The 25437-nt window shown below is 67.6% G+C and carries 20 protein-coding genes; 5 read left to right on the top strand and 15 right to left on the bottom strand.

Going from position 1 to position 25437, the window contains the following annotated elements:
* Window positions 1–371 precede the first annotated feature (371 nt).
* The 3 genes from HNO80_RS17095 to HNO80_RS17085 are packed head-to-tail and all read right to left on the bottom strand — an operon-like array spanning window position 372 to window position 7928.
* On the bottom strand, window positions 372–4052 hold the full coding sequence (locus tag HNO80_RS17095; RefSeq protein WP_175324044.1) for a 1,4-alpha-glucan branching enzyme: 3681 nt from the start codon (window positions 4050–4052) through the stop codon (window positions 372–374).
* 1 nt (window position 4053) lies between these two features.
* A complete protein-coding gene (gene treS, locus HNO80_RS17090; RefSeq protein ID WP_175324043.1) occupies window positions 4054–5850 on the bottom strand; it encodes a maltose alpha-D-glucosyltransferase in 1797 nt (598 codons plus the stop codon).
* Window positions 5851–5855: 5 nt separating this feature from the next.
* The gene (locus tag HNO80_RS17085) at window positions 5856–7928 is read right to left on the bottom strand and encodes an alpha-1,4-glucan--maltose-1-phosphate maltosyltransferase (protein WP_349627386.1); all 2073 of its coding nucleotides are present in this window, start codon (window positions 7926–7928) and stop codon (window positions 5856–5858) included.
* A gap of 140 nt (window positions 7929–8068) precedes the next feature.
* Here HNO80_RS17085 and glgP point away from each other — a divergent pair, with 140 nt between their 5' ends.
* Window positions 8069–10687 (top strand): alpha-glucan family phosphorylase, encoded by a 2619-nt coding sequence (gene glgP, locus HNO80_RS17080; protein WP_175324042.1) that lies wholly within the window; start codon window positions 8069–8071, stop codon window positions 10685–10687.
* A gap of 30 nt (window positions 10688–10717) precedes the next feature.
* Here the strand turns inward: glgP and HNO80_RS17075 are convergent, their stop codons facing one another.
* Genes HNO80_RS17075 through glgX form a run of 3 tightly spaced genes read right to left on the bottom strand, consistent with a single transcriptional unit; the run spans window position 10718 to window position 13710 of the window.
* Window positions 10718–11074, bottom strand: coding sequence for a barstar family protein (locus HNO80_RS17075; RefSeq protein ID WP_175324041.1), 357 nt, complete (start codon window positions 11072–11074; stop codon window positions 10718–10720).
* Between the two features lie 7 nt (window positions 11075–11081).
* A complete protein-coding gene (locus HNO80_RS17070; RefSeq protein WP_175324040.1) occupies window positions 11082–11561 on the bottom strand; it encodes a guanyl-specific ribonuclease in 480 nt (159 codons plus the stop codon).
* Between the two features lie 34 nt (window positions 11562–11595).
* A complete protein-coding gene (gene glgX / locus HNO80_RS17065) occupies window positions 11596–13710 on the bottom strand; it encodes a glycogen debranching protein GlgX (RefSeq protein WP_175324039.1) in 2115 nt (704 codons plus the stop codon).
* A gap of 113 nt (window positions 13711–13823) precedes the next feature.
* On the opposite strand from glgX, the gene HNO80_RS17060 reads away from it, so the two are divergent.
* A complete protein-coding gene (locus tag HNO80_RS17060) occupies window positions 13824–14630 on the top strand; it encodes a carbon-nitrogen hydrolase family protein (RefSeq protein ID WP_175324038.1) in 807 nt (268 codons plus the stop codon).
* Window positions 14631–14759: 129 nt separating this feature from the next.
* On the opposite strand, the gene rlmB is transcribed toward HNO80_RS17060, so the two are convergent.
* The 6 genes from rlmB to HNO80_RS17030 form a co-directional block, all read right to left on the bottom strand.
* Window positions 14760–15746, bottom strand: coding sequence for a 23S rRNA (guanosine(2251)-2'-O)-methyltransferase RlmB (gene rlmB / locus HNO80_RS17055; RefSeq protein WP_175324037.1), 987 nt, complete (start codon window positions 15744–15746; stop codon window positions 14760–14762).
* A gap of 124 nt (window positions 15747–15870) precedes the next feature.
* Window positions 15871–17340 (bottom strand): cysteine--tRNA ligase, encoded by a 1470-nt coding sequence (cysS, locus tag HNO80_RS17050; protein ID WP_175324036.1) that lies wholly within the window; start codon window positions 17338–17340, stop codon window positions 15871–15873.
* Between the two features lie 40 nt (window positions 17341–17380).
* Window positions 17381–17734: a hypothetical protein gene (locus HNO80_RS17045; protein WP_175324035.1), complete on the bottom strand. Its 354-nt coding sequence runs from the start codon at window positions 17732–17734 to the stop codon at window positions 17381–17383.
* Between the two features lie 76 nt (window positions 17735–17810).
* Window positions 17811–18293: a 2-C-methyl-D-erythritol 2,4-cyclodiphosphate synthase gene (gene ispF / locus HNO80_RS17040; RefSeq protein ID WP_175324048.1), complete on the bottom strand. Its 483-nt coding sequence runs from the start codon at window positions 18291–18293 to the stop codon at window positions 17811–17813.
* Window positions 18294–18328: 35 nt separating this feature from the next.
* Window positions 18329–19147, bottom strand: coding sequence for a 2-C-methyl-D-erythritol 4-phosphate cytidylyltransferase (gene ispD, locus HNO80_RS17035; RefSeq protein ID WP_175324034.1), 819 nt, complete (start codon window positions 19145–19147; stop codon window positions 18329–18331).
* Between the two features lie 92 nt (window positions 19148–19239).
* A complete protein-coding gene (locus HNO80_RS17030; RefSeq protein ID WP_026266570.1) occupies window positions 19240–19722 on the bottom strand; it encodes a CarD family transcriptional regulator in 483 nt (160 codons plus the stop codon).
* A 383-nt stretch (window positions 19723–20105) separates the two neighbouring features.
* Here HNO80_RS17030 and HNO80_RS17025 point away from each other — a divergent pair, with 383 nt between their 5' ends.
* Complete coding sequence (locus HNO80_RS17025) at window positions 20106–20681, top strand: hypothetical protein (protein ID WP_175324047.1); 576 nt, start codon at window positions 20106–20108, stop codon at window positions 20679–20681.
* An 88-nt stretch (window positions 20682–20769) separates the two neighbouring features.
* Here HNO80_RS17025 and HNO80_RS17020 read toward each other — a convergent pair whose 3' ends face one another.
* On the bottom strand, window positions 20770–21450 hold the full coding sequence (locus HNO80_RS17020) for a winged helix-turn-helix domain-containing protein (protein WP_175324033.1): 681 nt from the start codon (window positions 21448–21450) through the stop codon (window positions 20770–20772).
* The gene (locus tag HNO80_RS17015) at window positions 21447–22661 is read right to left on the bottom strand and encodes a sensor histidine kinase (protein WP_175324046.1); all 1215 of its coding nucleotides are present in this window, start codon (window positions 22659–22661) and stop codon (window positions 21447–21449) included. The genes HNO80_RS17020 and HNO80_RS17015 overlap by 4 nt, the downstream gene beginning before the upstream one ends.
* A 206-nt stretch (window positions 22662–22867) precedes the next feature.
* Here HNO80_RS17015 and phoU point away from each other — a divergent pair, with 206 nt between their 5' ends.
* Window positions 22868–23530, top strand: coding sequence for a phosphate signaling complex protein PhoU (gene phoU, locus HNO80_RS17010; RefSeq protein ID WP_175324032.1), 663 nt, complete (start codon window positions 22868–22870; stop codon window positions 23528–23530).
* A gap of 93 nt (window positions 23531–23623) precedes the next feature.
* On the opposite strand, the gene HNO80_RS17005 is transcribed toward phoU, so the two are convergent.
* The gene (locus tag HNO80_RS17005; protein ID WP_175324031.1) at window positions 23624–24370 is read right to left on the bottom strand and encodes a phosphoglyceromutase; all 747 of its coding nucleotides are present in this window, start codon (window positions 24368–24370) and stop codon (window positions 23624–23626) included.
* Window positions 24371–24512: 142 nt separating this feature from the next.
* Between HNO80_RS17005 and HNO80_RS17000 the strand changes: the two genes are divergently transcribed.
* The gene (locus HNO80_RS17000; protein ID WP_502707880.1) at window positions 24513–25373 is read left to right on the top strand and encodes a class I SAM-dependent methyltransferase; all 861 of its coding nucleotides are present in this window, start codon (window positions 24513–24515) and stop codon (window positions 25371–25373) included.
* The last annotated feature ends 64 nt before the right edge of the window (window positions 25374–25437 follow it).

Raw genomic sequence — 25437 nt, 5'->3', positions numbered from 1 at the left:
ATAAATTGGTATCAACAAACTTGGCACACTATTGAGTTCTCAAACAACAGACACACCCGGCACCACCCAAACCCAACGGTCCAGGATCGCTCCGGAGCAACTTTTCAAACTTACCCGCCTGCTTCACCCTAGTCAAATCAGCGTTTCCGACTCAGTCTTGCCATAGGCTTCTTGGTCTTCTTAGCGGATCAACTCCGGGGAGCAGCGCGGAAATAAACTCTACCACCACTTGGGCCGGGTGACAAAGCGGCCCCGGTGGCCTCTCCTGCGGCCCCGGACCGGCGGCTGGCGCAGGACACGGAAAAGCCCGGAATCCCAAGGATTCCGGGCCCTCCGACCAGGCCGGCCTTCACGGCCATGCCCTCAACTGACTAGCTGAGCGCCTTGAAGTAAGCGGCCCCCAGTGGAGGCAGCGTCACGGTAAGCGTGGCGGGCTGACCGTCGATGCCTTCAGCGGATGCCGTCAGGGTGCCCTCGTTCAGGACGCCCGAGCCGCCATAGGCCGCGGCGTCGGTGTTCAGGACTTCCTGCCACTCCCCCACGGCGGGAACGCCCAAGCGGAAGTCCTGGTGCGGAGCGCCGGAGAAGTTCAAGGCGCAGACCAGGGCGTTGCCGTCAGCATCCCGGCGGATGAAGGTCAGCACGTTCCGGTCCGCGTCCCCGCCGTTGATCCACTGGAAGCCATCGGGGTCGTTGTCACGTTCGTACAACGCCGGAGTGGAGCTGTACAGCTCGTTCAGGTCCTTGGTCAGGAGCTGCACGCCGCGGTGAGCGGGGATGTCGGCCAGCCACCAGTCCAGGCCGTGCTGTTCGGACCATTCCGCTTCCTGGCCGAACTCGGTGCCCATGAAGATCAGCTGCTTGCCCGGGTGGGCCCACTGGTAGCCCAGGAATGCCCGCAGGTTCGCGAGCTGCTGCCAGCGGTCGCCGGGCATCTTGCGCAGCATCGAGCCCTTGCCGTGCACAACCTCGTCGTGGCTGATCGGCAGCAGGAAGTTCTCCGTGTACGCGTAAACCATGGAGAAGGTGATGGTGCCGTGGTGCCACTTCCGGTTGAACGGGTCCTCGGCCATGTACTTGAGCGAGTCGTGCATCCAGCCCATGTTCCACTTGATGCCGAAGCCCAGGCCGCCCTGGCTGGTGGGGGCGGTGACCCCCGGGAATGCGGTGGATTCCTCGGCGATCATGACCGCACCGGGGTGCGTCTTGTAGACCGTTGCGTTGACCTCCTGCAGGAAGGAGATCGCCTCGAGGTTTTCGCGGCCGCCGAAGCGGTTCGGCTGCCACTGGCCCTCCTCGCGGGAGTAGTCCAGGTAGAGCATCGAGGCCACGGCGTCAACGCGGAGGCCGTCGATGTGGAACTCGTCCAGCCAGTAGAGAGCGTTGGCGACCAGGAAGTTGCGCACTTCGCTGCGGCCGAAGTCGAAGATCAGCGTGCCCCAGTCCGGGTGTTCGCCAAGGTTCGGATCCGAGTGCTCGTACAGCGGCCCGCCGTCGAATTGTGCCAGCGCCCACGCGTCCTTGGGGAAGTGCGCCGGGACCCAGTCCAGCAGTACGCCGATGCCGGCCTGGTGCAGTTCGTCCACGAGGTGCCGGAACTCGTCCGGGTGCCCGAAGCGCGAGGTGGGCGCGAAGTAGGACGTGACCTGGTAGCCCCACGATCCGCCGAAGGGGTGTTCGGCCACGGGCATGAACTCCACGTGGGTGAAGCCGAGCCACTTCACGTACTCCACAAGTTCCTTGGCCAGCTGGCGGTAGTCGAGCCCGACCCGCCAGGAGCCAAGGTGGACCTCATAGACGCTCATAGGGGCGTTGTGCGGGTCCCGGGCCGCGCGGGCCTTCATCCATTCCTCGTCCTTGAAGGCGTACGAGGGCTCGACGACGCGGGAGGCCGTCAGCGGAGGAACCTCGGTGCCGAAGGCAAGCGGATCGGCCTTCTCCACCCAGTGCCCGTGCTTGGTCTTGATCTCGAACTTGTAGCACGCCCCTGCTACAACGTCGGGGATGAACAGTTCCCACACCCCCGAGGATCCGAGGGAGCGCATGGAGAATTCCCGGCCGTCCCAGCCGTTGAAGTCGCCCTTGACCCGCACGGCTTGGGCGTTCGGGGCCCACACCGCGAAGGACACGCCGTCGACGTCGCCCAGGACGGACTTGTAGTGCTGGACGTGCGCGCCCAGTACGTCCCAGAGGCGCTCGTGGCGGCCTTCGCCGATCAGGTGCAGGTCGATCTCCCCCACCGTCGGCAGGTAGCGGTAAGGCTCGTCGGCCTGCTGCGGCGCCTGGCCTTCATAAGTGACCTCAAGCCGGTAGTCCGGCACGTGCCCTTCGTCCAGCGGGTCCAGCACGGCCACCCACACGCCGCCGGATTCGTGCGACATCGGGAAGCTGCCGGCCGCGGTGACCACGGAAACGGCTTCCGCGAGGTGCTTCACGGTGCGGATGGTGACGTGGCCGTAGTCGTCGAGGTGGGCGCCGAGGACCGAGTGCGGGGCGTGGTGCTCGCCGGCCGCCACCCGCGCGAGGGTCTCCGCATCCACGGGAAGCGGGACTCCGGGTCGATCGGTACGTGCTGAACCTGTCATTTTGTTACCTTCCGCTGCGGCCTCGGCGGGAACGCCGGGGTCTGTACTGCCGAGGAGACGACGGGACGCATTCACCGGGATGGCGAGCCAATCCGGTCTGTTCCGTAGTTCGTAAACAACTTCGTAAAGAGCTTTGTCCAGCCACAACGCCACGAACAGGGGCGAGTCGCGGTCGATCGTGCCGGGGGTGACTTCCGCGTAGCCGGCCAGGAAGGCCTCGGCGCAGTCGTCCACCCAGGCCGCGGGGACGACGGCGTCGTCGTACTCGCGCACGGCGGCGCCGGCGGCGTAGTCGAAGGACCGCAGCATGCCGACCACGTCGCGGAGCGGCACGTCCGGGAAGTTGCGTTCGGAGATCGGGCGCAGCGGCTCGCCTTCGAAGTCCAGGATCGCCCAGCGCGCCGGCTGTCCGGTGCCGCCGGGAACTTGCAGGATCTGGCCCAGGTGCAGGTCGCCGTGGATCCGCTGCAGCCGGCCGGCGCTGCTGCCTTCGAGCCGCGCGAGGAGCGCCTCAAGTTCGTCGTCGAAGGGCCCGACGGCGGCGCCGGCTTCCGCCCACGACTGACGGACCCGCTGGGCGACACCGGGGGCGATGTCCCCGCCCGGCACGGACTCCGCTGCGGTGCCGAGCGCCTCGGCGAGCCGGCGGTGCACGGTGGCCGTGGCGACGCCCAGGGCGCGGGCTTCGGCGGTGAAGTCTGTGCCGGTGCTGGCCGCGTCCACGGCCAGGCGCCAGGCGTCCAGGCCCCCGGCCAGGAATTCGTGGGCGACGGCGAGCTCGCCGCGGGCGGTCGCGGCACCGTCGGGGCCGGTCCACTCGCCGGTGACCCAGCCGAGCGTGGCCGGGACCTCCACGGTGCGGCCGGCAGTCAGGGCCGCGCCGATCTCGACTTCGGGATTCTGCCCCTCGGACAGCACCCGGAAGAATTTGAGGATCGCCGCGGAGCCGCCGTCGTCCACTATGACGGAACTGTTGGACTGCTCGCCGGAGAGCACCCGCACCTTGCCGGTGGCGAACGGCAGCCGGTAATCCGACTCCACCAGGTGCCCGGCGGCGGTGCCGTCGGTTGTGGCGGCGCGTTCGCGCATGAGTTCAAGCCAGGCCGCGATGAAGGCCGGGTCGTGCACGCCGTCGTAGATCCAGCCGTGTGCCGCGTCCGTGCCGTCCGCGGGGATCTCCCCGAGCAGGGCGGCCCCCGCGCCGGCCAGCGGCAGGGCGCGGGAGCTGAGCGGCACCTGTACGACGTCGGTGCGGTTGCCGTCCGCCGTCGGGTACGTCACCGCGAGCAGCAGGACCTCAAGCGCCGCGCCGATCTCCGGCGTCCCGGCGTCCGGGCCGCCGCCGAGGCGAACCCGGCCGACCGGTTCGAAGCTGAAGTGCGCGCTCTTGACGGGGAACCAGCGCTGGCGCGGCAGCCAGCTGCGGAGCAGGGCGTCCAGCGCGGGGGAAAGGGTGGGTCGGGTCATTTCAGCCTTCGATGGACAGGATAGGCATCGCCTGGGTGTGGGGCGAGGCCGGGTTGGATGCGGCCGATCGGATCCGCAGCCAGAAGAAGTCGTGGCTGCCCAGCGTGAGGGTCAGCGTGCCGTCGTCGGAAATGGCGGGGAACGCCTGGCCGCCGAAGACGTCGCGGAGACCGCGGCCGGCGTACTGCGGCACCCTCAGCGTGGTGGCCACCGGGTGCTGGGACAGGTTGAACGCGCACAGGATTGTCTCTGCGTCCTCGCCGGCGGCGTTGCCCGCGGGCAGGTCGCGCAGGTAGGACAGGACGACGTCGTGGTCCGCCTCGACGTGCTGGAACGAGCCGAGCCCGAAGGCGGGGTGGTTCTTGCGGACGCTGAGGATCTGCCGTGTCCAGCGCAGCAGCGAGCCGGAGTGGGCGGCCTCCGCTTCGACGTTGGCCATGCTGTAGTTGTAGACCAGCGACTGGATCACCGGGAGGTACAGCTTGCCCGGGTCGGCGTGGGAGAACCCGGCGTTGCGGTCCGGGTTCCATTGCATCGGGGTGCGGACCGCGTCGCGGTCCTCGAGCCAGATGTTGTCACCCATGCCGATCTCGTCCCCGTAGTACAGGAACGGGCTGCCCGGCAGCGAGAGCAGCAGGGCGTTGATCAGTTCGATCTCGGAGCGGGAGTTATCCAGCAGCGGGGCCAGCCGGCGGCGGATGCCGATGTTGGCGCGCATGCGGGGATCCGGCGCGTACCATCCGAGCATGGCGGCGCGCTCGTCGGAGGTGACCATTTCCAGGGTCAGCTCGTCGTGGTTGCGCAGGAAGGTGCCCCACTGGGCGCCCTCGGGAATGTCGGGGGTGTCCTTCATCGTCTCGATGATGGGCGCCGCCTTCTGGTCCCGCAGCGCGTAGTACAGCCGAGGCATGATCGGGAAGTGGAAGGCCATGTGGCATTCGGGTTCCTCTTCGGTGCCGAAGTACTCGACCACTTCGGCCGGCGGCTGGTTGGCTTCGGCGATGATCACTCGTCCCGGGTAGCTCTCGTCGACCATCCGGCGCAGCTGGCGCAGGAACTCGTGGGTGGCCGGCAGGTTCTCGCAGTTGGTGCCCTCCTCCTCGAAGAGGTACGGGATGGCGTCGGCGCGGAAGCCGTCAATGCCCTGGTCCAGCCAGAACCGCACGACGTCGAAGAGGGCATCGATCACCTTGGGGTTCTCGAAGTTCAGGTCCGGCTGGTGGCTGAAGAACCGGTGCCAGAAGAATTGGCGGCGGATCGGATCGAAGGTCCAGTTGGATTCCTCGGTGTCCACGAAGATGATGCGGGCGTCCTGGTACTTCTCGTCCGTGTCGCTCCACACGTAGAAATCGCCGAACGGGCCGTCCGGGTCCTTGCGCGACTCCTGGAACCAGGGGTGCTGGTCCGAGGTGTGGTTCAGCGGCAGGTCGATGATGACCCGGACGCCGCGGGCGTGGGCCTCCGCAACAAGCCGCTTGAAGTCGCTGATGGTGCCGAATTCGTCCAGCACCGAGTTGTAGTCCGAGATGTCGTAGCCGCCGTCCCGCAGCGGGGACTGGAAGAAGGGCGGCAGCCAGAGGCAGTCGACGCCCAGCCACTGCAGGTAGTCCAGCTTCTCGATCAGGCCGTGGAAGTCGCCGGAGCCGTCGCCGTTGCCGTCGGCGAAACCACGCACCAGGACCTCGTAGAAGACCGCTTTCCGGTACCAGTGTGGATCGTGCTGGAGTCCGGGCGCGTTGAGTTCGAAATTCCCCTTCGGGGTGAAGTGCTGGTTGGGGTTGCTCGGGCTGAAACTCACTGGCGCTACCTCCGGATGCTCAGGATGTGGGCGGGTTCGACGTGTGCGTCAAGGCGTACGTAGTTGTACTCGCCCCATTCCCAGCTTTCGCCGGTCAGCAAGTCATCGACGATGAAGCGGCCGTTGTGCGTCAGGTCCTCCGGGTCCAGCTCCAGCGCCGCCAGGTCCAGCGTCACGGTGCTCTCCCGGATGCCATGCGGATCCACGTTGACCACGACGATCAGGGTGTCCTTGGAGCCGTCGGGGAGGGTCTTGTGCTTCGAGTAGACCACGGTGGCGTTGTCCGTGCTCTGGTGCACCGTCAGGTTCTGCAGGTCGCCGAGGGCCGGGTGGGTGTGCCGGATCTCGTTGAGCCGCGTCAGGTACGGGGCCAGGGTGCGGCCGGATTCCGCTGCCGCGTCCCAGTCGCGGGCCTTGTACTCGAATTTCTCGTTGTCGATGTACTCCTCCGCGCCCGGCCGGGCGACGTGCTCGTACAGTTCGTAGCCGGCGTAGACGCCCCAGATCGGGCTGGCGGTCGCGGCAAGCGTGGCACGGATCTTGAACGCCGCGGGTCCGCCGAACTGCAGGTATTCGGTGAGGATGTCCGGGGTGTTGACGAAGAAGTTCGGCCGGAAGTAGGCCGGCGATTCGTGGCTGACCTCCTGGAAGTACTCCTCCAGCTCCTCCTTGGTGTTCCGCCAGGTGAAGTAGGTGTAGGACTGCTGGAACCCGGCCCGTCCCAGCGCGTGCATCATCGCCGGCCGGGTGAAGGCCTCGGCGAGGAAGACGACGTCGGGGTTCTTCTTGTTGACCTTGGCGATCAGCCATTCCCAGAACCACACCGGTTTGGTGTGCGGGTTGTCCACGCGGAAGATCTTGACGCCGTGGCTGACCCAGAGCTGGACGATCCGCAGGATCTCGTTGGACAGGCCCGCCGGGTCGTTGTCGAAGTTGAGCGGGAAGATGTCCTGGTACTTCTTCGGCGGGTTTTCGGCGTAGGCGATGCTGCCGTCCACGCGGGTGGTGAACCATTCGGGATGGCTCTGCACCCAGGGATGGTCCGGGGCGGCCTGCAGTGCGAGGTCCAGCGCCACTTCCAGCCCCAGCTCGCCGGCGCGCGCCACGAAGGCGTCGAAGTCCTCAAAGGTGCCCAGGTCCGGGTGGATGGCGTCGTGGCCGCCTTCCTTCGCACCGATCGCCCACGGCGAGCCGGGGTCGTGCGGGCCGGCCAGCAGGGTGTTGTTCGGGCCCTTGCGGTGCTGGGTGCCGATCGGGTGGATCGGCGGCATGTAGATGATGTCGAAGCCCATCGCGGCGACGGCGTCGAGGCGCTTCGCGGCGGTGCGGAACGTCCCGGAGGTCCATTCGCCGGTTTCGTGGTTGCGGACGGCACCCTCGGAGCGCGGGAAGAATTCGTACCAGGCGCCTCGGCCGGCGAGCTCGCGCTCCACCAGCAGCGGATACGGCTCGGAGACGGTCACCAGTTCCCGGATCGGCTGCCGCGCAACGACGCCGGCGACGTCGGCGCTGAAGCCGGCGGCGAGGCGCTCCTCCGGGGTCTTCGAACCATCGGACAGGCCGACGACGGCGATCCGCAGGGTCCGCCGGTCGGCGGAGGGACGGGTGGCGTCCTCGGAGGCCTCCGTCAGCAGCGCGGCGCCCTCGGCCAGCATCAGCTCCACGTCGATGCCAGCCTCGATCTTGACTTCGGCGTTGTGGTGCCACGTGCCGTAGCGGTCGTGCCAGGCCTCGATGACGAACGACCACTTGCCGGTGCCGGACGGGGTGAGCAGGCCTTCCCAGCGGTCGGTGCCCTTGCCCCGGTCCCCGCGCGGCGGGGCCAGCCGGACGCGCTGCCGCTCCTTACCCCGCGGGTCCAGGAGCACGGCGCTGACGCCGAGCATGTCGTGGCCCTCTCGGAAGGCGGTGGCGCCGACCACGATGCTCTCGCCGACTACTGCCTTGGCGGGGAACTTTCCGTCTTCGACCGCGGGTTGCACGGCGGTGATTGGAAACCTGCCGAATTTAAGGCCCTCCGTGATCAGGGCCTTCGGCTTTTGCTTGGACACGGCACTGGTTCGCGAGTTAGTCGTCACAGCCTCGACGTTATCTACAAATCGCACAGAATGCTAAGGCTGCTCAGTTTTTTGGGCGAATCCTGAGGTCAATCCGACATTTATCGGAAAGAAACCCAAAGCTGTTCCGGGGCTCTGCGTTGTCCGTTAGTGTTTCGCTGGTGAAGGCTATCCGCAGATTTACCGTCCGAACTGTTCTTCCCGAATCGATCCGGCCCCTGGCGCGGCTCGCCACCAACCTGCGCTGGTCGTGGCACCTGCCGACGCGGGAGCTCTTCGAGCAGCTGAACCCGGCCATCTGGGCCGAGAGCGCGCACGATCCGGTGACCTTCCTGGGCCTCGTCAGCAGGGAAGAGCTGCAGCGCCTCGCCGCGGACCAGGACGTGGTGCGCCGTGTCCACGCGGCCGCCGAGGACCTGGACCGCTACCTGGAGCAGCCCCGCTGGTACCAGAGTCTGGGCGAGGACGCGCCCCGCTGCATCGCCTACTTCTCGCCCGAGTTCGGCATCACCGAGGTGCTGCCGCAGTATTCCGGCGGCCTCGGCATTCTGGCCGGCGACCACCTGAAGGCAGCCTCGGACCTTGGCGTTCCCTTGATCGGTGTGGGCCTGCTCTACCAGGCCGGCTACTTCAAGCAGTCCCTGTCCCGCGACGCCTGGCAGCAGGAGACCTATCCCGTCCTCGACCCGGACGGGCTGCCGCTGACCCTGCTCCGCGAGCCGGCCCCGGACGGCAACGGCCGTCCCATCCAGATTTCCCTCCCGCTCCCCCACGGCCGGCGCCTGCTGGCGCACGTGTGGCGGGCCGACGTCGGACGCGTCCCGCTGTTGCTGCTGGACTCCAACGTGGCGGGCAACGACGACGCGGCGCGCGGCATCACCGACCGCCTTTACGGCGGCGGCGGCGACCACCGGCTGCAGCAGGAACTCCTGCTGGGGATGGGCGGGGTCAAGGCGCTGCGGGCCTACCAGCGGCTGACCGGCGCCCCCGCGCCGGAGGTGTTCCACACCAATGAAGGCCACGCCGGCTTCCTGGGGGTCGAACGCATCCAGGAACTGATGTCCGGGGAGCACCCGCTCAGCTGGGAAGAAGCCCTGACCGCGGGCCGCGCCTCCACCGTGTTCACCACGCACACCCCGGTCCCGGCCGGCATCGACCGCTTCGAGACCTCGCAGATCGAGCACTTCTTCACCGCGGGCCTGGCCCCCGATGTGCCGATCGCAAAGATCTTGGACCTGGGCCGCGAGGATTTTGCCGACGGCAACCCGTTCGTCTTCAACATGGCCGTGATGGGGCTGCGGCTGGCCCAGCGCGCCAACGGCGTCGCGAAGCTGCACGGCGTCGTCTCCCGCGGCATGTTCTCCGCGCTCTGGCCGGGGTTCGACCATGCCGAGGTGCCCATCACGTCGGTAACCAACGGCGTGCACGTGCCGACCTGGGTGGATCCCCGTGTGTCCCAGCTGGCCCGTGAACAGTTCGGCGCCGATGCCGAGACGGAGGGCCGCTGGGACCTGGCCTACAACGTCAGCGACGAAGCCCTCTGGGCGCTGCGGCGCGAAATGCGGGTGTCCCTGGTCGAAGACGTCCGCCGCCGGCTCCGCGCCGCCTGGAAGAAGCGCGGCGCCGCCGACGCCGAGCTGTCCTGGACGGATTCGGTGCTGGATCCGGACATCCTCACCATCGGCTTCGCCCGCCGCGTGCCGACCTACAAACGCCTCACGCTGATGCTGCGGGATCCGGACCGGCTCAAGGCCCTGCTGCTGCATAAGACCCACCCGATCCAGCTGGTGATTGCGGGCAAGTCGCACCCGGCGGACGATGCCGGCAAGAAGATGATCCAGGACCTGGTCCGTTTCACCGACGACCCCGCGGTCCGGCACCGGATCGCGTTCCTGCCCAACTACGACATCGCCATGGCCCGGACCCTGTTCCCCGGCTGCGATGTGTGGCTGAACAACCCGCTCCGCCCGCTCGAGGCGTGCGGCACCTCCGGGATGAAGGCCGCCCTGAACGGCTCGCTCAATCTCTCCGTGCTGGACGGCTGGTGGGATGAAATGTACGACGGCGAGAACGGCTGGGCGATCCCGACGGCGAACAACGACGCGTCCCCGGAGGAACGCGACGACATTGAAGCCTCGGCCCTGTACGAGCTCCTCGAAAGCCAGGTGGCGCCGAAGTTCTACGGGCTCACCGTCTCGGACGAGGCGGGCGCCGCTGGCCCCTCGCAGTCCGTGGCGCAGAAGGTCCCCACGCACTGGGTCTCGATGATCAAGCACACCATGGCGCACCTCGGTCCGGCCGTGTCCGCGGACCGGATGCTGCAGGATTACGTCAACGTCCTCTACCGGCCGGCCGCGGTGGCCGGGCGGCAAGCGTCGGCGGACAACTTCGCCGCAGCGAAGGAGCTTGCCGCCTGGTCCTCACAGCTCCGTGTTGCCTGGCCCCAGATCCAGGTTGAACATGTGGACTCGGTGGGCGTCTCCGAGGACCCGCAGATCGGCGACGACCTGCAGGTGAACGCCTACGTGGCGCTCCACACGCTGCGGCCGGAGGATGTGGCGGTGGAGGTTGCCTTCGGCCGGGCCGAGGACAGCGACGAGCTGACCGACGTCACCGTGGCGGAGCTGCAGTCCGTGGAAGACCTGGGCAAGGGCCGGTACCTGTTCAGCGGGACGCTGGTGATCGACCGTTCCGGTTCCTTCGGTTACACCGTCCGGGTGCTGCCCAAGCACGAGGGTTTGGCGTCGAAGGCCGAGCTGGGCCTGATCGTCAACGCCTGAGCTGTTAGCTCCGCTAAGCGGCCGTGCCCGTCAGAGGCAGACGGCGATGATGGCGAGGTCCTTGCCCGCGTAGCGTTCGGCGTCCTGCAGGATTTCGCAGATCACGCCGAAGGCGCGGTCGCCGCGGAAGACCGCCGGGACCTGCCAGATCAGGGTGACCGGCCGCTGTCCGTCGTCGCTGACCGCGTCGGCGAAGTCGTGCAGCGAATCGTTGAGGGCGTCGAGGTTCACGCCGTAGTGCTCGGGGAAGTCGAGGGCCTCGCCGAAGGTCTGCAGCACGGCCTTCTTGGAGTCCGCGGCGGGGATCACAAGCGCCCGGCGGCCGGCGTCGTGGACTTGTGCCCGCAGTTCTTCAAGGGTCCAGGTGTCGGCGGAAAAAATCTTCATGGTTTCCCTACTTGCCTTCGGCGATGAATTTGAACGTTTCGTAATGGTCGGCGGTGTAGTATTTTTCGCCGGCCGCACCCGCCACGATCCGGCGCGCGCCGCGGTCCGACTCCCCGGGAGTCCGTACGGTAAATTCCCGGTAATATCCGGAGGCTTTCCGCGGGAGAATCCTTTCGAAGTTTCCGAAGGTGACATTATCCCGGGAATAGGGGTAGGGGCCCCCTCTGGCGATCAGGGCGAGGGTCTGCCGCGCCTCGGCCGGCAGGTCCGACGCCTTGATCTCCGGCAGTCGGGAGGGATTGGCGACGCCGGCCGCCGGAGCCCTGCCCGACGTCGGGGTTTGGGAGACGGTCGCGCTGGGGGCGGGGCCGCTCCGGCCGCCGTCCGGCGGGGCTGTGCCGGTCTGCGGAAGGCCGGCCAGCACGAAGGCCAGCGCCACAAGTCCCAGCAGAACGGCGAGCAGGGCCGTGAGCCGCCGGACGTTCATTCGTGTTTCCCCCCATGCCTGGCGTGTGGACACCCTAGACGCGGTAGATATTGATGCTGTTGGCCTGGACCACGTCCCGCTCGCCGGAGGAGATGCGCACGCCTTGGCGGCGGTCGTGGAGTTCCGAGGTGGTCAGCCGGAGTTCGTAGAGCCGGTGGCCGCCGCCGTCGTCCGCAGGGATGACGGGAAGGGTGACCTTGACGTCCTGGGCGCCGCCGTTGACCACCACGAGGCCGTCCACGCGGCCGTCGTCGGACCCTAGCAGGAGCTGGACCACCCGGTGGCCGGGATCCTGCCAGCGGTCTCCGGACATCGGCTCGCCGTGGACGTCGAACCAGTGGAAGTAGGACTGCTGTTCCCGTGCCGGGTAGTCGTGCGGCTGGCCGGCGAGGAATTCCTTGCGCAGCCGGATGACGCGTTTGGTGCTGCGCAGCATGGCGTGCGATTCCGGGGTGCTGGTCCAGTCGATCCAGGTGATGGGGTTGTCCTGGCAGTAGGCGTTGTTGTTTCCCTGCTGGCTCCGGCCGATCTCGTCGCCGGCGGTGATCATGGGCACGCCCTGGGAGATCATCAGCGAGGCCATCAGGTTACGGCTGGTCTGGGCACGACGCGCGAGGACTTCCTCGTCCTCGGTGCGCCCCTCGAAGCCGTGGTTGTAGCTGCGGTTGTCGCCGTGGCCGTCGCGGTTCTGCTCCCCGTTCGCCTCGTTGTGCTTGCGGTCGTAGGAGACCAGATCGGCCAGGGTGAAGCCGTCATGCGCGGTGATGAGGTTGACCGAGGCCAGCCGGCTGCGGCCCGAGACCGCGAACAGGCCCGCCGAACCGGACAGCGCATCCGCGAGCCGGGCCACCGAGCCGCCCTGCCCGCCGGCGTCGATCGCGGCGCGGTCCGCCAGCCAGAAGGTGCGGACGGCGTCACGGAAATGATCGTTCCAGTCCACCCAGCCCGCAGGGAACCGGCCCGTCTGCCAGCCTCCGTAGCCGACGTCCCAGGGTTCGGCGATGAGCTTCGTTTCGGACAGCACCGGATCCGCGGCGATCGCGACCAGGAACGGGTGGCGCGGGTCGAACTCGTTGTTGGCGTTGCGGCACAGCGTGACGGCGAGGTCGAACCGGAAGCCGTCGATGTGGAACTCGTTCACCCAGTACCGCAGGGAATCCAGTACCAGCTGCACCACCCGGGGCTCACCGAAGTTCAGGGTGTTGCCGCAGCCGGTGGTGTCCACGTATTTGCCGTGGCCGTCGTGCCGGTAGTACTCCAACTCGCCCAGGCCGCGGAAACTCAGCGTCGGCCCGTCCGGGCCGCCTTCCGCAGTGTGGTTGTAGACGACGTCGAGGATCACCTCAAGGCCGGCGGCGTGCAGCAGTTTGACCATGCCCTTGAACTCGTCCTGCACCGCGTGGGGCCCGGCGTCCTGGGCCGCCTGAGTGGCGTATCCGGGGTGCGGCGCGAAGAAGGCGGCCGTGTTGTAGCCCCAGTAGTTGGGCAGTCCAAGGTTCTGCAGGTGCGGCTCGTCGATGTGGAAGTGGACGGGCAGGAGCTGCACGGCCGTGACGCCCAGCGAGATCAGGTGTTCGACCATGGCCGGGTGCGCCATTCCCGCGTAGGTGCCCTGGAGGTTCTCCGGGATGTCCGGGTGCAGCATGGTCTGGCCGCGGACATGGGCCTCGTAGATGATGGTGTTGCGCCAGGGGGTGCGCGGCCCGTGGTCCAGGCCCCAGTCGAAATCGCCGGCCATCCGGACGCTGGTGATGAAGTCGTCGCGTTCGTCCACGCCCCGGCCGTACGGGTCCAGCAGCAGCGGCTGCGCGCCGTCGGCGTCGAAGTCCAGCGTCGGCACGGAGAGCGGCAGGGCCTCCGGCTCCGGCGAGGCGCGCAGGCCGTAGCGCGAACCGGCCGGCAGTCCCTCGACGATGCCGTGGTGGACGCCGTCCGTGACGTTGGGCAGGGTCTTCAGCTGCCAGCTGCCCCCCGGGGCCTGGTAGGCGATGTCCAGGTTGGCCACGCCCGGCGCGTAGACGGCTACATTGGCGAAGGCACCCCGAGGGTCGTCCGTCGCCGCGGAGCCCGTGCGCGGGACGCTGACACCGAGCGGAAACGGCCGCGAGGCGTCTACGGTGGTAGCTGGATCTACATAGGACTTGACCATCGCTTAAAGCTTAGCCGGGGATGACAAACGGTCCCCCTTTTTGTCCCGGGGCGTCGAAGACCGTTCACAAAGCGACCCGCATACTGGGAGTAGGCGCTGAACTGGAGGTAATTGTGCGGATAGCACTGGCTCAAATCATCACCGGCCGCGAACCGGACCGGAACCTTGACCTCGTGCGGGATTACGCGCGCCAAGCCAAGGCCGGCGGGGCGGAACTGGTGGTCTTTCCCGAAGCGACGATGCGTGCCTTCGGCAACTCACTGCTGGACATCGCAGAACCCCTGGACGGCCCCTGGGCCGCACAGGTCCGCGCCATCGCGGCGGAGCTCGGCATCGTGATCGTGGCCGGCATGTTCACCCCCGGCTCGTCCGCCGCCGGCGCCCGCAAGGTCCGCAACACCCTCCTGGTCACCGGCCCGGGCGTGGACGCTAGCTACGACAAGATCCACCTTTACGACGCTTTCGGCTTCGCGGAGTCGGACACCGTGGACGGCGGCAGCCAACCCGTCACGTTCGACGTCGGCGGGGTCACCTTCGGCCTGGCCACCTGTTACGACGTCCGGTTCCCGGACCTGTTCATGGAGAACGCGGAGCGCGGCGCCCTGGTCAACATCGTTTGCGCCTCGTGGGGTGCCGGGCCGGGCAAGATCGAGCAGTGGAAACTGTTGTCCCGGGCCCGCGCCGCGGACTCCACCACATTCGTCCTGGCGTGCGGCCAGGGCGACCCGGCCAGCGTTGGTCTCGAGACGAAGGGGGCCGCCCCCACCGGAGTCGGCCATTCCGCCGTCGTCTCGCCCTTTGGGGAGGTCCTCCAGGAGCTCGACGGCGCCCCCGGCCTGCTCTTCGCCGACCTGGACCCCGCCGTCGTCGACGACGCCCGCACCAAGCTCCCGGTCCTAGCCAACCGCCACAAGTTCTAGACGCTCCCTCAAGTCCCGCGGCTTAAATGCGAACGCTCCCGCACTCGAGGTGCGGGAGCGTTCGCCCACCGTCCGCCAAACGTGCGGGAGCGTTCGCCCCACCGTCCGCCAAACGTGCGGGAGCGTCGGTTACTTGGCGGCCCGCTGACGGGAGATCTCGTAGAGCGAGATGCCGACGGCCATGGAGGCGTTGAGCGATTCCATGGCGGAGTCGATCGGGATGGAGACGATCTGGTCGCAGTTTTCGCGGACCAGGCGGCTCAGGCCCTTGCCTTCGGAGCCGACGACGATGCAGACCGGCTCGGTGGCCAGGGCGAGGTCCGGCAGCGAGACGTCGCCGTCGCCGTCCAGGCCCAGCACGTAGATGCCCATGTTCTTGAACGCCTTGAGCGTGCTGTTCAGGTTGGCGGCGCGGGCCACGGGGACGCGGACGGCGGCGCCGGCGCTAGTCTTCCAGGCCGAGGCGGTGACGCCGACGGAACGGCGTTCCGGCACGATCACGCCGTGGCCGCTGAAGGCCGAGACGGAGCGGATGATGGCGCCGAGGTTGCGGGGGTCGGTGATGCCGTCGAGGGCGACGAAGAGCGGCGCGTTGGCGACGTGGCCCTTCTTCCAGCTCGCAATGGTCTCTTCGGCCAGCTCGTAGGCGTCCTGGTATTCGTAAGGCGGGATCTGCAGCACGAGGCCCTGGTGGATGGCGTCGTCCGTCATCCGGTCCAGTTCGGGCTTGCCGGTTTCCAGCAGCGGAATGCCGCGTTCGGCCGCGAGCTTGAGCGATTCCTTGACGCGGTCATCCATTTCGATCCGGATGGCGACGTGCAGGGCCTTGGCGGGGATGCCGGCGCGGAGGGCTTCGACGACGGAGTTGCGTCCGGTGACGACTTCCTCGGTGGCGCGTCCCTTCGGGCCCGAGCGGGCGCCGGCGTTGCGGGTGCCCGTTCCGCGCTTGGCTGCGGAGCGTTCCGCGAGCTGCTTGCTCTTGTGGGCCTTGTGGTAGGGACGGTCCTCCGCCTTGGGAGTGGGGCCCTTGCCTTCGAGGGCTTTACGGCCGTGACCGCCGGTCCCGACGGTGGGGCCCTTCTTCATTTTGACCGAGCGGCGACCGTTGTTGGCCATGAGTTTCACCCTTTTAACTACGCGATTCGTTGATAAGTCTGAACTCCAGTCTACTGACTCGCGTTAAATCCTCGACCGCAGCGTCCGCTGGCGGCCCGCTTCGCCCCGCCGGGTTGGGACGGGTTCAGCCGCGCTTGAGGCTCCAGCTGGCGCCGTCCGCGCCGTCCTCGACGACGACGCCGGCCGCCGCGAGGGTGTCCCGGATGGCGTCCGAGGCTGCCCAGTCCTTACCGGCGCGGGCCTGGGCCCTCGCCGCGAGCTGGGCCTCGACCAGGACCCCGAGGGCAGTGTTGGCCTGCTCGTCGACTGCCGGGGCCGCCGTGTCATTGAGACCAAGGACACGCAGCATGTCCGTGACACTGGCCAGTGCCTGCCGGGCGTCGTCGAGCCCGCCGGCGGTGAGCGCCGTGTTGCCGGCCCGGACGGTGTCGTGCAGGACGGCGAGGGCCTGCGGGACGTTGAGGTCATCGTCCATCGCCGCGGCAAAGGCGTCCGGGACGACGCCGTAACTGAACAAGCCGTAACTGGCCGGGGCCCCGCCGTCGGCGCCGCCAAGGGTCCGGACCGCGCGGCTGATGAACCCGTCAATGCGTTCGACGGCGGCGGCGGCCTCGCTCAGCGAGGTGGGCTGGTAGTCCAGCACCGAGCGGTACTGCGCCTGGCCGAGGTAATACCGGACCACCCGCGGCGAGGCGAGTTCCAGCATTTCGGCCGGGCTGACCGTGTTGCCGATGGACTTTGACATCTTTTCGCCGGCGTAGGTGACCATGCCGTTGTGCATCCAGAAGTTCGCGAAGCCGTGGCCCGCGGCCTGGGACTGGGCCATCTCGTTTTCGTGGTGCGGGAAGCGCAGGTCCAGTCCGCCGCCGTGGATGTCGAATTCGGTGCCGAGGTACTTGGTGACCATTGCGGAGCACTCCAGGTGCCAGCCCGGCCGTCCGGCGCCCCACGGCGAAGCCCAGGCCGCCGTCGCCGGCTCGCCTTCCTTGTGGCCCTTCCAGAGCGCGAAGTCGCGCGGATCCCGCTTCCCCCGGGGGTCGGCGTCGGGAGCTCCCTGCATGTCATCGAGCTTCTGCCGGGTCAATGAACCGTACTTTGCCCAGGAGCGCACATCGAAATACACGTCGCCGGAATCGTCGAGCGCGGGGTAGGCGTGACCGCGGTCGATCAGCTGCTGGATCAGGGCGTGCATCTCGGGGATGTGGCCGGTGGCGCGCGGCTCGTAGGTGGGGCGGGAGACGCCGAGGGTGTCGTAGGCCTTGAGGAATTCCTGCTCGTACCGGTAGGCCAGGGCCCACCATTCCTCCTCGCGGACAGCGCCCAGCTCGCCCTCGAAATCAGGGGCAAACGATTCCGCCGACTTCGCCAGGATCTTGTCGTCAATGTCGGTAACGTTGCGGACCACCGTGACCCGGAAGCCGCGGTACTGCAGCCAGCGCGTGAGCTGGTCAAAGGCGATCGCGGAACGGATGTGCCCAACGTGCGGCATGCCCTGCACCGTGGCGCCGCAGTAGTACAGGCTCACGTTGCCGGGAACCAAGGGGACGAAGTCGCGGACTTCGGCGGAAGCAGTGTCGTAAAAGCGCAGGGTCACCGCTCCAGATTAGCCGATGCCCGGGAACCGGCCCGGCTGGCTACTTGCAGTGCACGCCGATCTGGTCCATCTGTTGCCGGAGCTGCGTCAGCTGCTCGGAGGTCTGCCTGCCGGTGGGGCTGGCTCCAACCTGCTTCATGATGTCGGCCATCTTCTGGATCGGTTCGGAGACTTCCGGGGCCACCTTGTCCGCGACTTCCTGGTAGTGCTGGCCGATCTGGGTGGCTTTTTCCTTGTCGCTCCCCTTGGGCACGAAGGTGTCTGTGGTGAGGAACTTGCAGCTTTCCTCAACGCTCATCCGGGGCGTGGTGGTAGGGGGCGGCGTCGCGGCGCCGGCGCACCCGGACAGCAGCGTTCCGGCTAGAACGACGACGACGGGAAGCAGCTTTTTCACGGGAGGTCTCCTGACAGTGGCGGAGGAAGATGTCCCTTAAGCGTAGGCCCGATTGACCCGCCCGGCTCGGCCGGCCTTAGACGGCCGGGTAGACCAGGGCGGTGGCCGTGGCGGCGATCCCTTCGCCGCGGCCGGTGAAGCCAAGGCCGTCGCTGGTGGTGGCCGAGACACTCACGGGCGCGCCGGCGGCAGCACTGAGGACCCGCTGGGATTCCTCCCGCCGGGGACCGAACTTGGGCCTGTTCGCCACGAACTGCACGGCAATGTTGCCGATTTCAAAGCCGCCGGCGCGGACGATGCGGGCCGCCTCGGCCAGCAGCGTCACGCCGGAGGCGCCGGCGTATTCGGGCCGGTCGGTACCGAAGTGAGTCCCCAGGTCGCCGAGCCCGCAGGCGGAGAACAGGGCATCGGCGGCGGCATGCGCCACAGGATCGCCGTCGGAGTGCCCGGCGAGCCCCCGTTCGCCCTCCCAGAGCAGGCCGCCGAGCCAGAGCGGCTGGGGCGCGTCCTCGGGGGCGTAGGCGTGGACGTCGATGCCGATCCCGGTCCGCGGAATCATCGGTGCGGGCTGCTGCGGCCGGTTCCCGTCCACTCTTAGCCCTCCACCCAGCGCGCGCCCAAGGGACCTTCGAGCAGTCCCTCGGCAAGGATCAGGTCCAGCGGCGTGGTGATCTTCAGCGACTGGCTGGCGCCCCGCACGGCGTACACGGGGACGCCGAGCAGTTCCACCAGCATCGCGTCGTCCGTGACGGCGGCGGCTTGGGCGGCGTCGAATCCAGCGGCTGCTTCGTGAGCGCCCAGCAGGGTGGCGAGGTCGAAGCCCTGCGGGGTCTGGACAGCGCGCAGCATTTCCCGGGGGGCGGTGCCGGTGACCACTTCAGGGGCGATGTCGGTGTCGTCGCCGAAGGTTGGGTCCACCGTCTTGATGGTGTCCACGACCGGGATCACGGGGATCACGGCGACGGCGCCGGAGGTGAGTGCGGCGGCCACGCGGTGGAAGACGGCTTCCGGGGTGAGCGCCCGGGCGGCGTCGTGGACGAGGACGGACTGTGTGCCCGGCGAGAGCGCGGAAAGTGCGGCGCGCACGGACTCGGCGCGGCTGGCCCCGCCGTCGACAATGGTCACGTCGGGGAGCTGCACGGCTGCTCCCGGCGCGGCGGTGCGGCGGTGTTCGGCATGCAGTTCCGCGGTGAAGGTCTCGCACTGGGCCCGGAGTTCAGTGTCCCCCGGCGGGATGGCGACACAGATCTGCCGGGCAATGCCGGCCGCGGCTACACCCCGCAGGGCGTGCATGAGGATGCTGTCGCCGCCCAGCGGCACCTTGGCTTTCGGCATGCCGTAGCCCAGGCGCTGGCCGGATCCGGCGGCGACGAGGATGACCGCTGTGACGTGAGCTGTCGATGCAGTGTTCATGCGGACAAGACTACGTCCCGACGCCATACCGGACTGGTTTTGGGCAAAAAGAAGCCCCGGCGGCCGTAACGCCACCGGGGTTCGATTCTTAGTTAGGAAGCCAGGACTTCGTCGAGAACGCTTGCGGCCTTCTCTTCGTCAGTCTTCTCAGCCAGTGCCAGTTCTGAGATCAGAATCTGGCGGGCCTTGGCCAGCATGCGCTTCTCCCCTGCGGAGAGACCCCGGTCGTGGTCACGGCGCCACAGGTCGCGGACGACCTCTGCCACCTTGATGACGTCACCGGAAGCAAGCTTCTCCAGGTTTGCCTTGTAACGACGCGACCAGTTGGTGGGCTCTTCAGTGAACTCGGCCCGCAGCACGTCGAATACGTGCTCCAGGCCTTCCTTGCCCACTACGTCCCGGACCCCAACAAGGTCAACGTTTTCTGCTGGAACTTCAATGGTCAGATCACCCTGAGCCACCTTGAGCTTGAGATACATCTTCTCTTCGCCCTTGACAGTGCGCATCTTGATTTCTTCAATTTTGGCTGCACCGTGGTGAGGGTAAACTACTGTCTCGCCGACCTCAAAAACCATGTGGACATTCCCCTTTCCCGCAGACCAGTTTATCACGATTAAGGCATACAACTGCCATGGATCGTGCCCCGAAACCGCGTAAATCCGCGGAAAATGGCCCGAATCGGCTCCTTAAAACCCTTGACGGATGCGGATAATAGTGCATTGGGCACCCGCTGCCAAGAGCCTCCCGGTTCGACGCCGGAGGGCCTCGGACGGGTCGGCGGCCGGGCTGGCAGGCCGGCTGGCAGCCGGGCCCGCAGCCGGCCTGGCTGGCGGTCCCGGCTCCCTGCGGGCGCCTTTGTGTACTCCCCCGAATCCGCGTTTGCGCTCCATTACGGATAGGCTATGGCTGAATAATGTTTCAAGACTCTCAAGGAGTGCGTGACGTGCGTTTCACTGCGATGACCCGGGGCCGGCGCGGCAAGCTGGCAATGGCAACGGCTGCACTTGGCATTGGCCTGCTGTCGGTGACCGGCTGCGGCTATATCAATGCCCAGCAGACCACTGAGCAGTACTCGGCGTCGGACGGGACCCGGACCGACCTCGGACCGCTCCAGCTCCGCAACATGATGATCGTCTCCGACGGCGAGGACAAGCCGGGCCGCGTCATCGGCGCCGTGTACAACACCTCCGCCAATGACGTGACGCTCGCCATCAACGGCGCCGGCGGATCCCAGACCCAGGTTCCGGTCAAGAAGAACTCCTACGTCCTGCTGAACGATTCCGCCGACCCGGCGATCCTCAGCACCTCCGGCGGCAAGCCCGGCTCCCTGGTGGAGGTCACGATCCGCGAAGACGGCACCAACCTGGACGCCAAGTTCAAGATGCCCGTCCTGGACGCCACGATCACGGACTACAAGAAGTACCTGCCCACCGCCGAGCCCACCAGCTCCAGCACCGCCTCGGGTACGGCCACGCCGTCGTCGACTCCGTCGGAAACCCCCTCGGAGACTCCGTCGGAAACTCCGACTCCGTAACACTCCGGTACGCGAAAGGAGGGGCACCCATACCGGGTGCCCCTCCTTTCGCGTTCCGTGGCCTTGACGTCGCCCGGGCGCCTGCCGCCTAGGGCTCGAACTTATAGCCCAGCCCGCGGACCGTGATCAGGTACCGCGGCGCCGAGGGGTCGGGCTCGATCTTGCTGCGCAGCCGCTTGATGTGCACGTCCAGGGTCTTGGTGTCGCCGACATAGTCGGAGCCCCAGACCCGGTCGATGAGCTGTCCGCGGGTGAGAACCCGGCCGGAGTTGCGCAGCAGCATCTCGAGCAGCTCGAATTCCTTGAGCGGCAGCGACACCTGTTCGCCGTTCACGCTGACCACGTGCCGCTCAATGTCCATCCGCACCGGCCCGGCCTGGACGGTGCTGGAGACCAGCTCCTCGGGTTCGCCGTGGCGGCGCAGCACGGCCCGGACCCTGGCCACCAGCTCCCGGGAGGAATAGGGCTTGGTGACGTAGTCGTCGGCGCCCAGCTCAAGACCCACCACCTTGTCGATTTCGGCATCCTTGGCGGTCAGCATGATCACCGGGACGGAGGAGCGCTGGCGCAGCTGGCGGCACACCTCAGTCCCGGACTGGCCGGGCAGCTGCAAGTCCAGGAGGACCAGGTCGGCGCCGTTGCGGTCGAATTCGGTGATGGCGTCGAGGCCGTTGTCCACGACCTCCACCTCGAATCCTTCCTTGCCCAGCAGGTAGGAGAGGGGGTCGCTGAACGATTCCTCGTCCTCGACAATAAGAATCCGGCTCAAGCGCTAGCTCCTTGTTCATGGACGCCGGCGGCGTCGCGTCGATCGTGTCGTGCATTTGGCGCGGACCGGCGGGGATCCGCGGCAGGCTCGTCCTGACCCTCCATCTCCGGGAGGCGGATGGTGAAGGTGGAACCCTGCCCGGGCTGGGACCACAGCGTCACCTCGCCGCCGTGGTTGGCCATCACATGCTTGACGATGCTTAGGCCAAGGCCGGTGCCGCCGGTGTGGCGGGAGCGGGCGGAGTCCACGCGGTAGAAGCGTTCAAAGACGCGTTCCTGGTCCTCGGGGCTGAGTCCCTCGCCCTGGTCCGTCACGGAGACGGCCACCAGGCCGTCCCGGGCCCGCACGCCAACGCCCACCCGGGTGTTCTCCGGCGAGTACCGGATCGCGTTGTCGATCAGGTTGCGCAGCGCCGTCACGAGCAGGTCCTGGTCGCCGTAGACCATCGCGTCGGTCCGGCCGCCCACCACGATCTCGATGTTTTTGCTCTCGGCCGGCAGCTGGGACCGGTCCACGGCCTCGGCCACCACCTTGTTAATGTCCACGGGGTGGGCCTGCTGGGCCACGTTGGCCCCCTGCAGCCGGGAAAGTTCGATGATGTCCTGCACGAGCGCGGCCAGCCGGGTGGATTCCTTGTGCATGCGCTTGGCAAACCGGCGGACGGCTTCCTCGTCGTCGGGCGAGGCTTCCAGCGCTTCGGCCAGCAGCGAGATGGCGCCGACTGGGGTCTTGAGCTCGTGCGAGACGTTGGCGACGAAGTCGTTGCGGATCTCTTCGGTGCGGGTGATCTCGGTGCGGTCGTCCGCGAGCAGCAGGATATATTCCTCGCCGAGCATGGCTGCGCGGACCTGCACCACGATGGTTCCCTGGCCCAGCGGGCCGCGCGGCAGCTCAAGCTGTTTTTCGAGGATCACACCGTCGCGCCGGACCTTGCCGGTCATTTCCAGCAGTTGCTGGTGCACCACGGTGTGCCCCCGCACCAGGCCGTAGGCGTAGGCGGCCGGGCTGGCGCGAACGACGCCGTCGACCGCGTCCACCACCACGAAGGCGCGCCCCACGACGGCAAGCACCTCGGCGGCGCCCTCCGGCAGCGAGGGATCGCCGGTCTCGACGTCGCTGATTTTGCGCTGCTGCTCACTGATCCGGAAGGCGAGCACGCCAAATATGCCGAGCGACAGGCCGACCAGGCCCGCGATCACACCGATGAGCATTGGATCCACGGCTCCAGCTTATGCGCTGCGGCAGGCCGGAAATCGAAAACTTGTGCGATTGCGGCTCTGGTTCAGCTAACGTTCACCTATTGAGGCGTAACAGTTCACCGGAGGCTGGAAGGGTGGCAGGTTGAACGCCGCTACGGTGAAACGAAACGGCCGGGCGCCGAGGTGCCCGGCAATGTTTCCGAGGAAAGGACGCACCCGTGCGTAAGGTTTTTCAGGAAGAGCTCGCCCAAGTCGGTGAGCAGCTCGTCGAAATTTCGAAGCTCGTCAGCGAGGCCTTCGAGAAGGCTACAACAGCCTTCGAGGGTGCCGACATCGACCTCGCCGAGGACGTCATCGCGGCCGACGCCCGGATCGATTTCCTGCAGAACAGCCTCGACGAGCGTGCCATCGACATCCTCGCCCTGCAGGGCCCGGTGGCCAGCGACCTGCGCATGATCGTGGGTTCGCTTCGGATGAGCGCCTCGCTGGAGCGGATGGGCGACCTCGCCCGGCACATCGCCCAGCTCGCCCGGCTCCGCTACCCGGCAAACGTGGTTCCGCAGCAGCTGCAGGAGACTTTCAAGAGCTTCGCCAAGCACGACCTGGAGATCGCGGAGAAGCTCACCGTGCTGCTGGAGACCCGCGACCTTGAGGTGGCCCGCGACATCCTCAAGGCCAACAGCGCCGTCAACGACCTGCACCTGAGCGTCTTCAAGGCGATCGCGCGCAGCGACTGGGCGGAATCCGCGACCACCACCGTGGACGTCGCCTTGGCGAGCCGTTACTTCGAGCGCTTCGCGGACCACGGCGTTTCCGTCGCGCAGAAGGTCACCTACCTGGTCACCGGCGCGTGGCACCCGACCAGCATCGAGCACAGCTGACGGCCCTGCCGTCCCAAAAGCAGCGGGTACGACGGCGGCCGGTCACCTTGGGGGTGACCGGCCGCCGTCGTCGTATCCGAAGCGCGAAAGGCGTTACTTCTTGCCCTGGTTTGCCACTGCCTTGATGGACTCGGCGGCAGCCTCGGGGTCGAGGTAGGTGCCGCCCGGGTTCAGCGGCTTGAAGTTCTCGTCCAGTTCGTAGACGAGCGGGATGCCGGTGGGGATGTTCAGCCCGGCGATGTCCTCGTCGCTGATGCCGTCAAGGTGCTTGACCAGCGCGCGCAGGGAGTTGCCGTGGGCGGTGACCAGTACGGTCTTGCCGGCCTTGAGGTCTTCCTTGATGTCCGATTCCCAGTAGGGCAGCAGCCGGACCAGGACGTCCTTGAGGCACTCGGTACGCGGCACCGCGTCGCCGAGATCCTTGTAGCGCGGATCCCCCACCTGGGAGAACTCCGAGTCGTCCGCGAGGGGCGGCGGCGGGGTGTCGTAGGAACGGCGCCAGGTCATGAACTGCTCCTCGCCGTATTCGGCCAGAGTCTGGGCCTTGTCCTTGCCCTGCAGCGCGCCGTAGTGGCGCTCGTTGAGGCGCCAGTCGCGCTTGACGTCGATCCAGCCGCGGTCCGCCTTCTCCAGCGCGAGGTTCGCGGTGTTGATGGCCCGCTTCAGGCGGGAAGTGTAGAGGATGTCCGGGAGGATGTTGTTCTCCACCAGCAGCTCGCCGCCGCGTACCGCCTCGGCACGGCCCTGGTCGTTCAGGTCGACGTCCACCCAGCCGGTGAACAGGTTCTTGGCGTTCCATTCGCTGTGGCCGTGGCGCAGCAGAATCAGCTTGTAAGTCATGCTTTTCATCCTAGCCGAGCGGTCACGGACCGTGCCGAGCGTTACACCCACGGCTGTTACAGCGACGCGGGGTCCACTGCGGCCCATCCCCGGACCCGGCATGGACCGCGGCTCACCCCGCCTCGGAGGATAGGCTTGGCGTGTGGTGCAGAAGGCTGAGCGCGTGGTGTCCCCCCGGACCCGTAACGGGACCCAGGGCGGGACGGGCGGAGGCACCCGAGCGGGCCGGCCCGTGGGCAACGTGACCCGCGGAACCACCAACCCGAACCGCATGCGGCGGGTCGACCGCTGGCTCACCGGGCCGCAGGCCTGGCGCTTGCGCGGCGCCACGGACCCGCTCGTCGTCGACCTCGGCTACGGTGCCTCCCCGGCCACCGCCGTCGAACTCTTCGAACGCCTCTCCGCCATCCGGCCCGACGTGCGCGTGGTAGGGATTGAGATCGAGCCGGAGCGGGTCCGGCAGGCCAAGGCGCTGGAGCGTCCCGGGCTCAGCTTCCAGCTGGGCGGATTCGAACTCCCGGTGCCGGGCCGGCCGGTGCTGGTGCGGGCCTTCAATGTGCTGCGGCAGTACGAGGAGACGGATGTGCCCGCCATTTGGCGGCTGGTGCAGGCCCGGCTGGCCCCGGGCGGCCTTTTCATCGACGGCACCTGCGACGAGATCGGACGCCGGGTCACCTGGGTGGCGCTCGACGACGTGCGGCCGCTGAGCCTGGGGCTGTCCATGCGCTTCGGCGGCTTCGAGCTGCCCTCGGAGATCGCCGAACGGCTGCCAAAGGCGCTCATCCACCGGAATGTGCCTGGCGAGAAAATCCATGCCTACCTGCAAGCGCTGGACAAGGCCTGGCTTGAGGCGGCGCCGCTGGCCTCGTTCGGGAACCGGCAGCGCTGGACGGCGATGTGCCGTGCACTGCGCGACGGCGGCTGGCCCGTCCAGGACGGCCCGGCGCGGTGGCGCCTGGGCGAGCTGACCGTGGACTGGGAAGCCGTGGCGCCCGCGGGCTAGGGCCGGTAAGGGCCCACGCCGGCAGGGTTCCCTGAGCGAGCTTGCGAGCTGAGGGAGCCGGTGG

It is taken from the genome of Arthrobacter sp. C9C5, assembly GCF_013359735.1.
Lineage (GTDB): Bacteria > Actinomycetota > Actinomycetes > Actinomycetales > Micrococcaceae > Arthrobacter.
The sequence above is the reverse complement of the archived record's forward strand: the minus strand, read 5'-3'. Positions and strand labels throughout refer to the sequence as shown.

Coding starts and splice junctions, on each gene's coding strand:
- HNO80_RS17005 (WP_175324031.1), bottom strand. CDS start 24,370: ATGACTTACAAGCTGATTCTGCTGCGCCACGGCCACAGCGAATGGAAC.
- HNO80_RS17095 (WP_175324044.1), bottom strand. CDS start 4,052: ATGACCCGACCCACCCTTTCCCCCGCGCTGGACGCCCTGCTCCGCAGC.
- ispF (WP_175324048.1), bottom strand. CDS start 18,293: ATGATTCCGCGGACCGGGATCGGCATCGACGTCCACGCCTACGCCCCC.
- HNO80_RS17070 (WP_175324040.1), bottom strand. CDS start 11,561: ATGAACGTCCGGCGGCTCACGGCCCTGCTCGCCGTTCTGCTGGGACTT.
- HNO80_RS17015 (WP_175324046.1), bottom strand. CDS start 22,661: ATGCTCATCGGTGTGATCGCGGGCCTGGTCGGCCTGTCGCTCGGCATA.
- glgX (WP_175324039.1), bottom strand. CDS start 13,710: ATGGTCAAGTCCTATGTAGATCCAGCTACCACCGTAGACGCCTCGCGG.
- rlmB (WP_175324037.1), bottom strand. CDS start 15,746: ATGGCCAACAACGGTCGCCGCTCGGTCAAAATGAAGAAGGGCCCCACC.
- HNO80_RS17030 (WP_026266570.1), bottom strand. CDS start 19,722: ATGGTTTTTGAGGTCGGCGAGACAGTAGTTTACCCTCACCACGGTGCA.
- ispD (WP_175324034.1), bottom strand. CDS start 19,147: ATGAACACTGCATCGACAGCTCACGTCACAGCGGTCATCCTCGTCGCC.
- HNO80_RS17075 (WP_175324041.1), bottom strand. CDS start 11,074: ATGAAGATTTTTTCCGCCGACACCTGGACCCTTGAAGAACTGCGGGCA.
- HNO80_RS17025 (WP_175324047.1), top strand. CDS start 20,106: ATGACCCGGGGCCGGCGCGGCAAGCTGGCAATGGCAACGGCTGCACTT.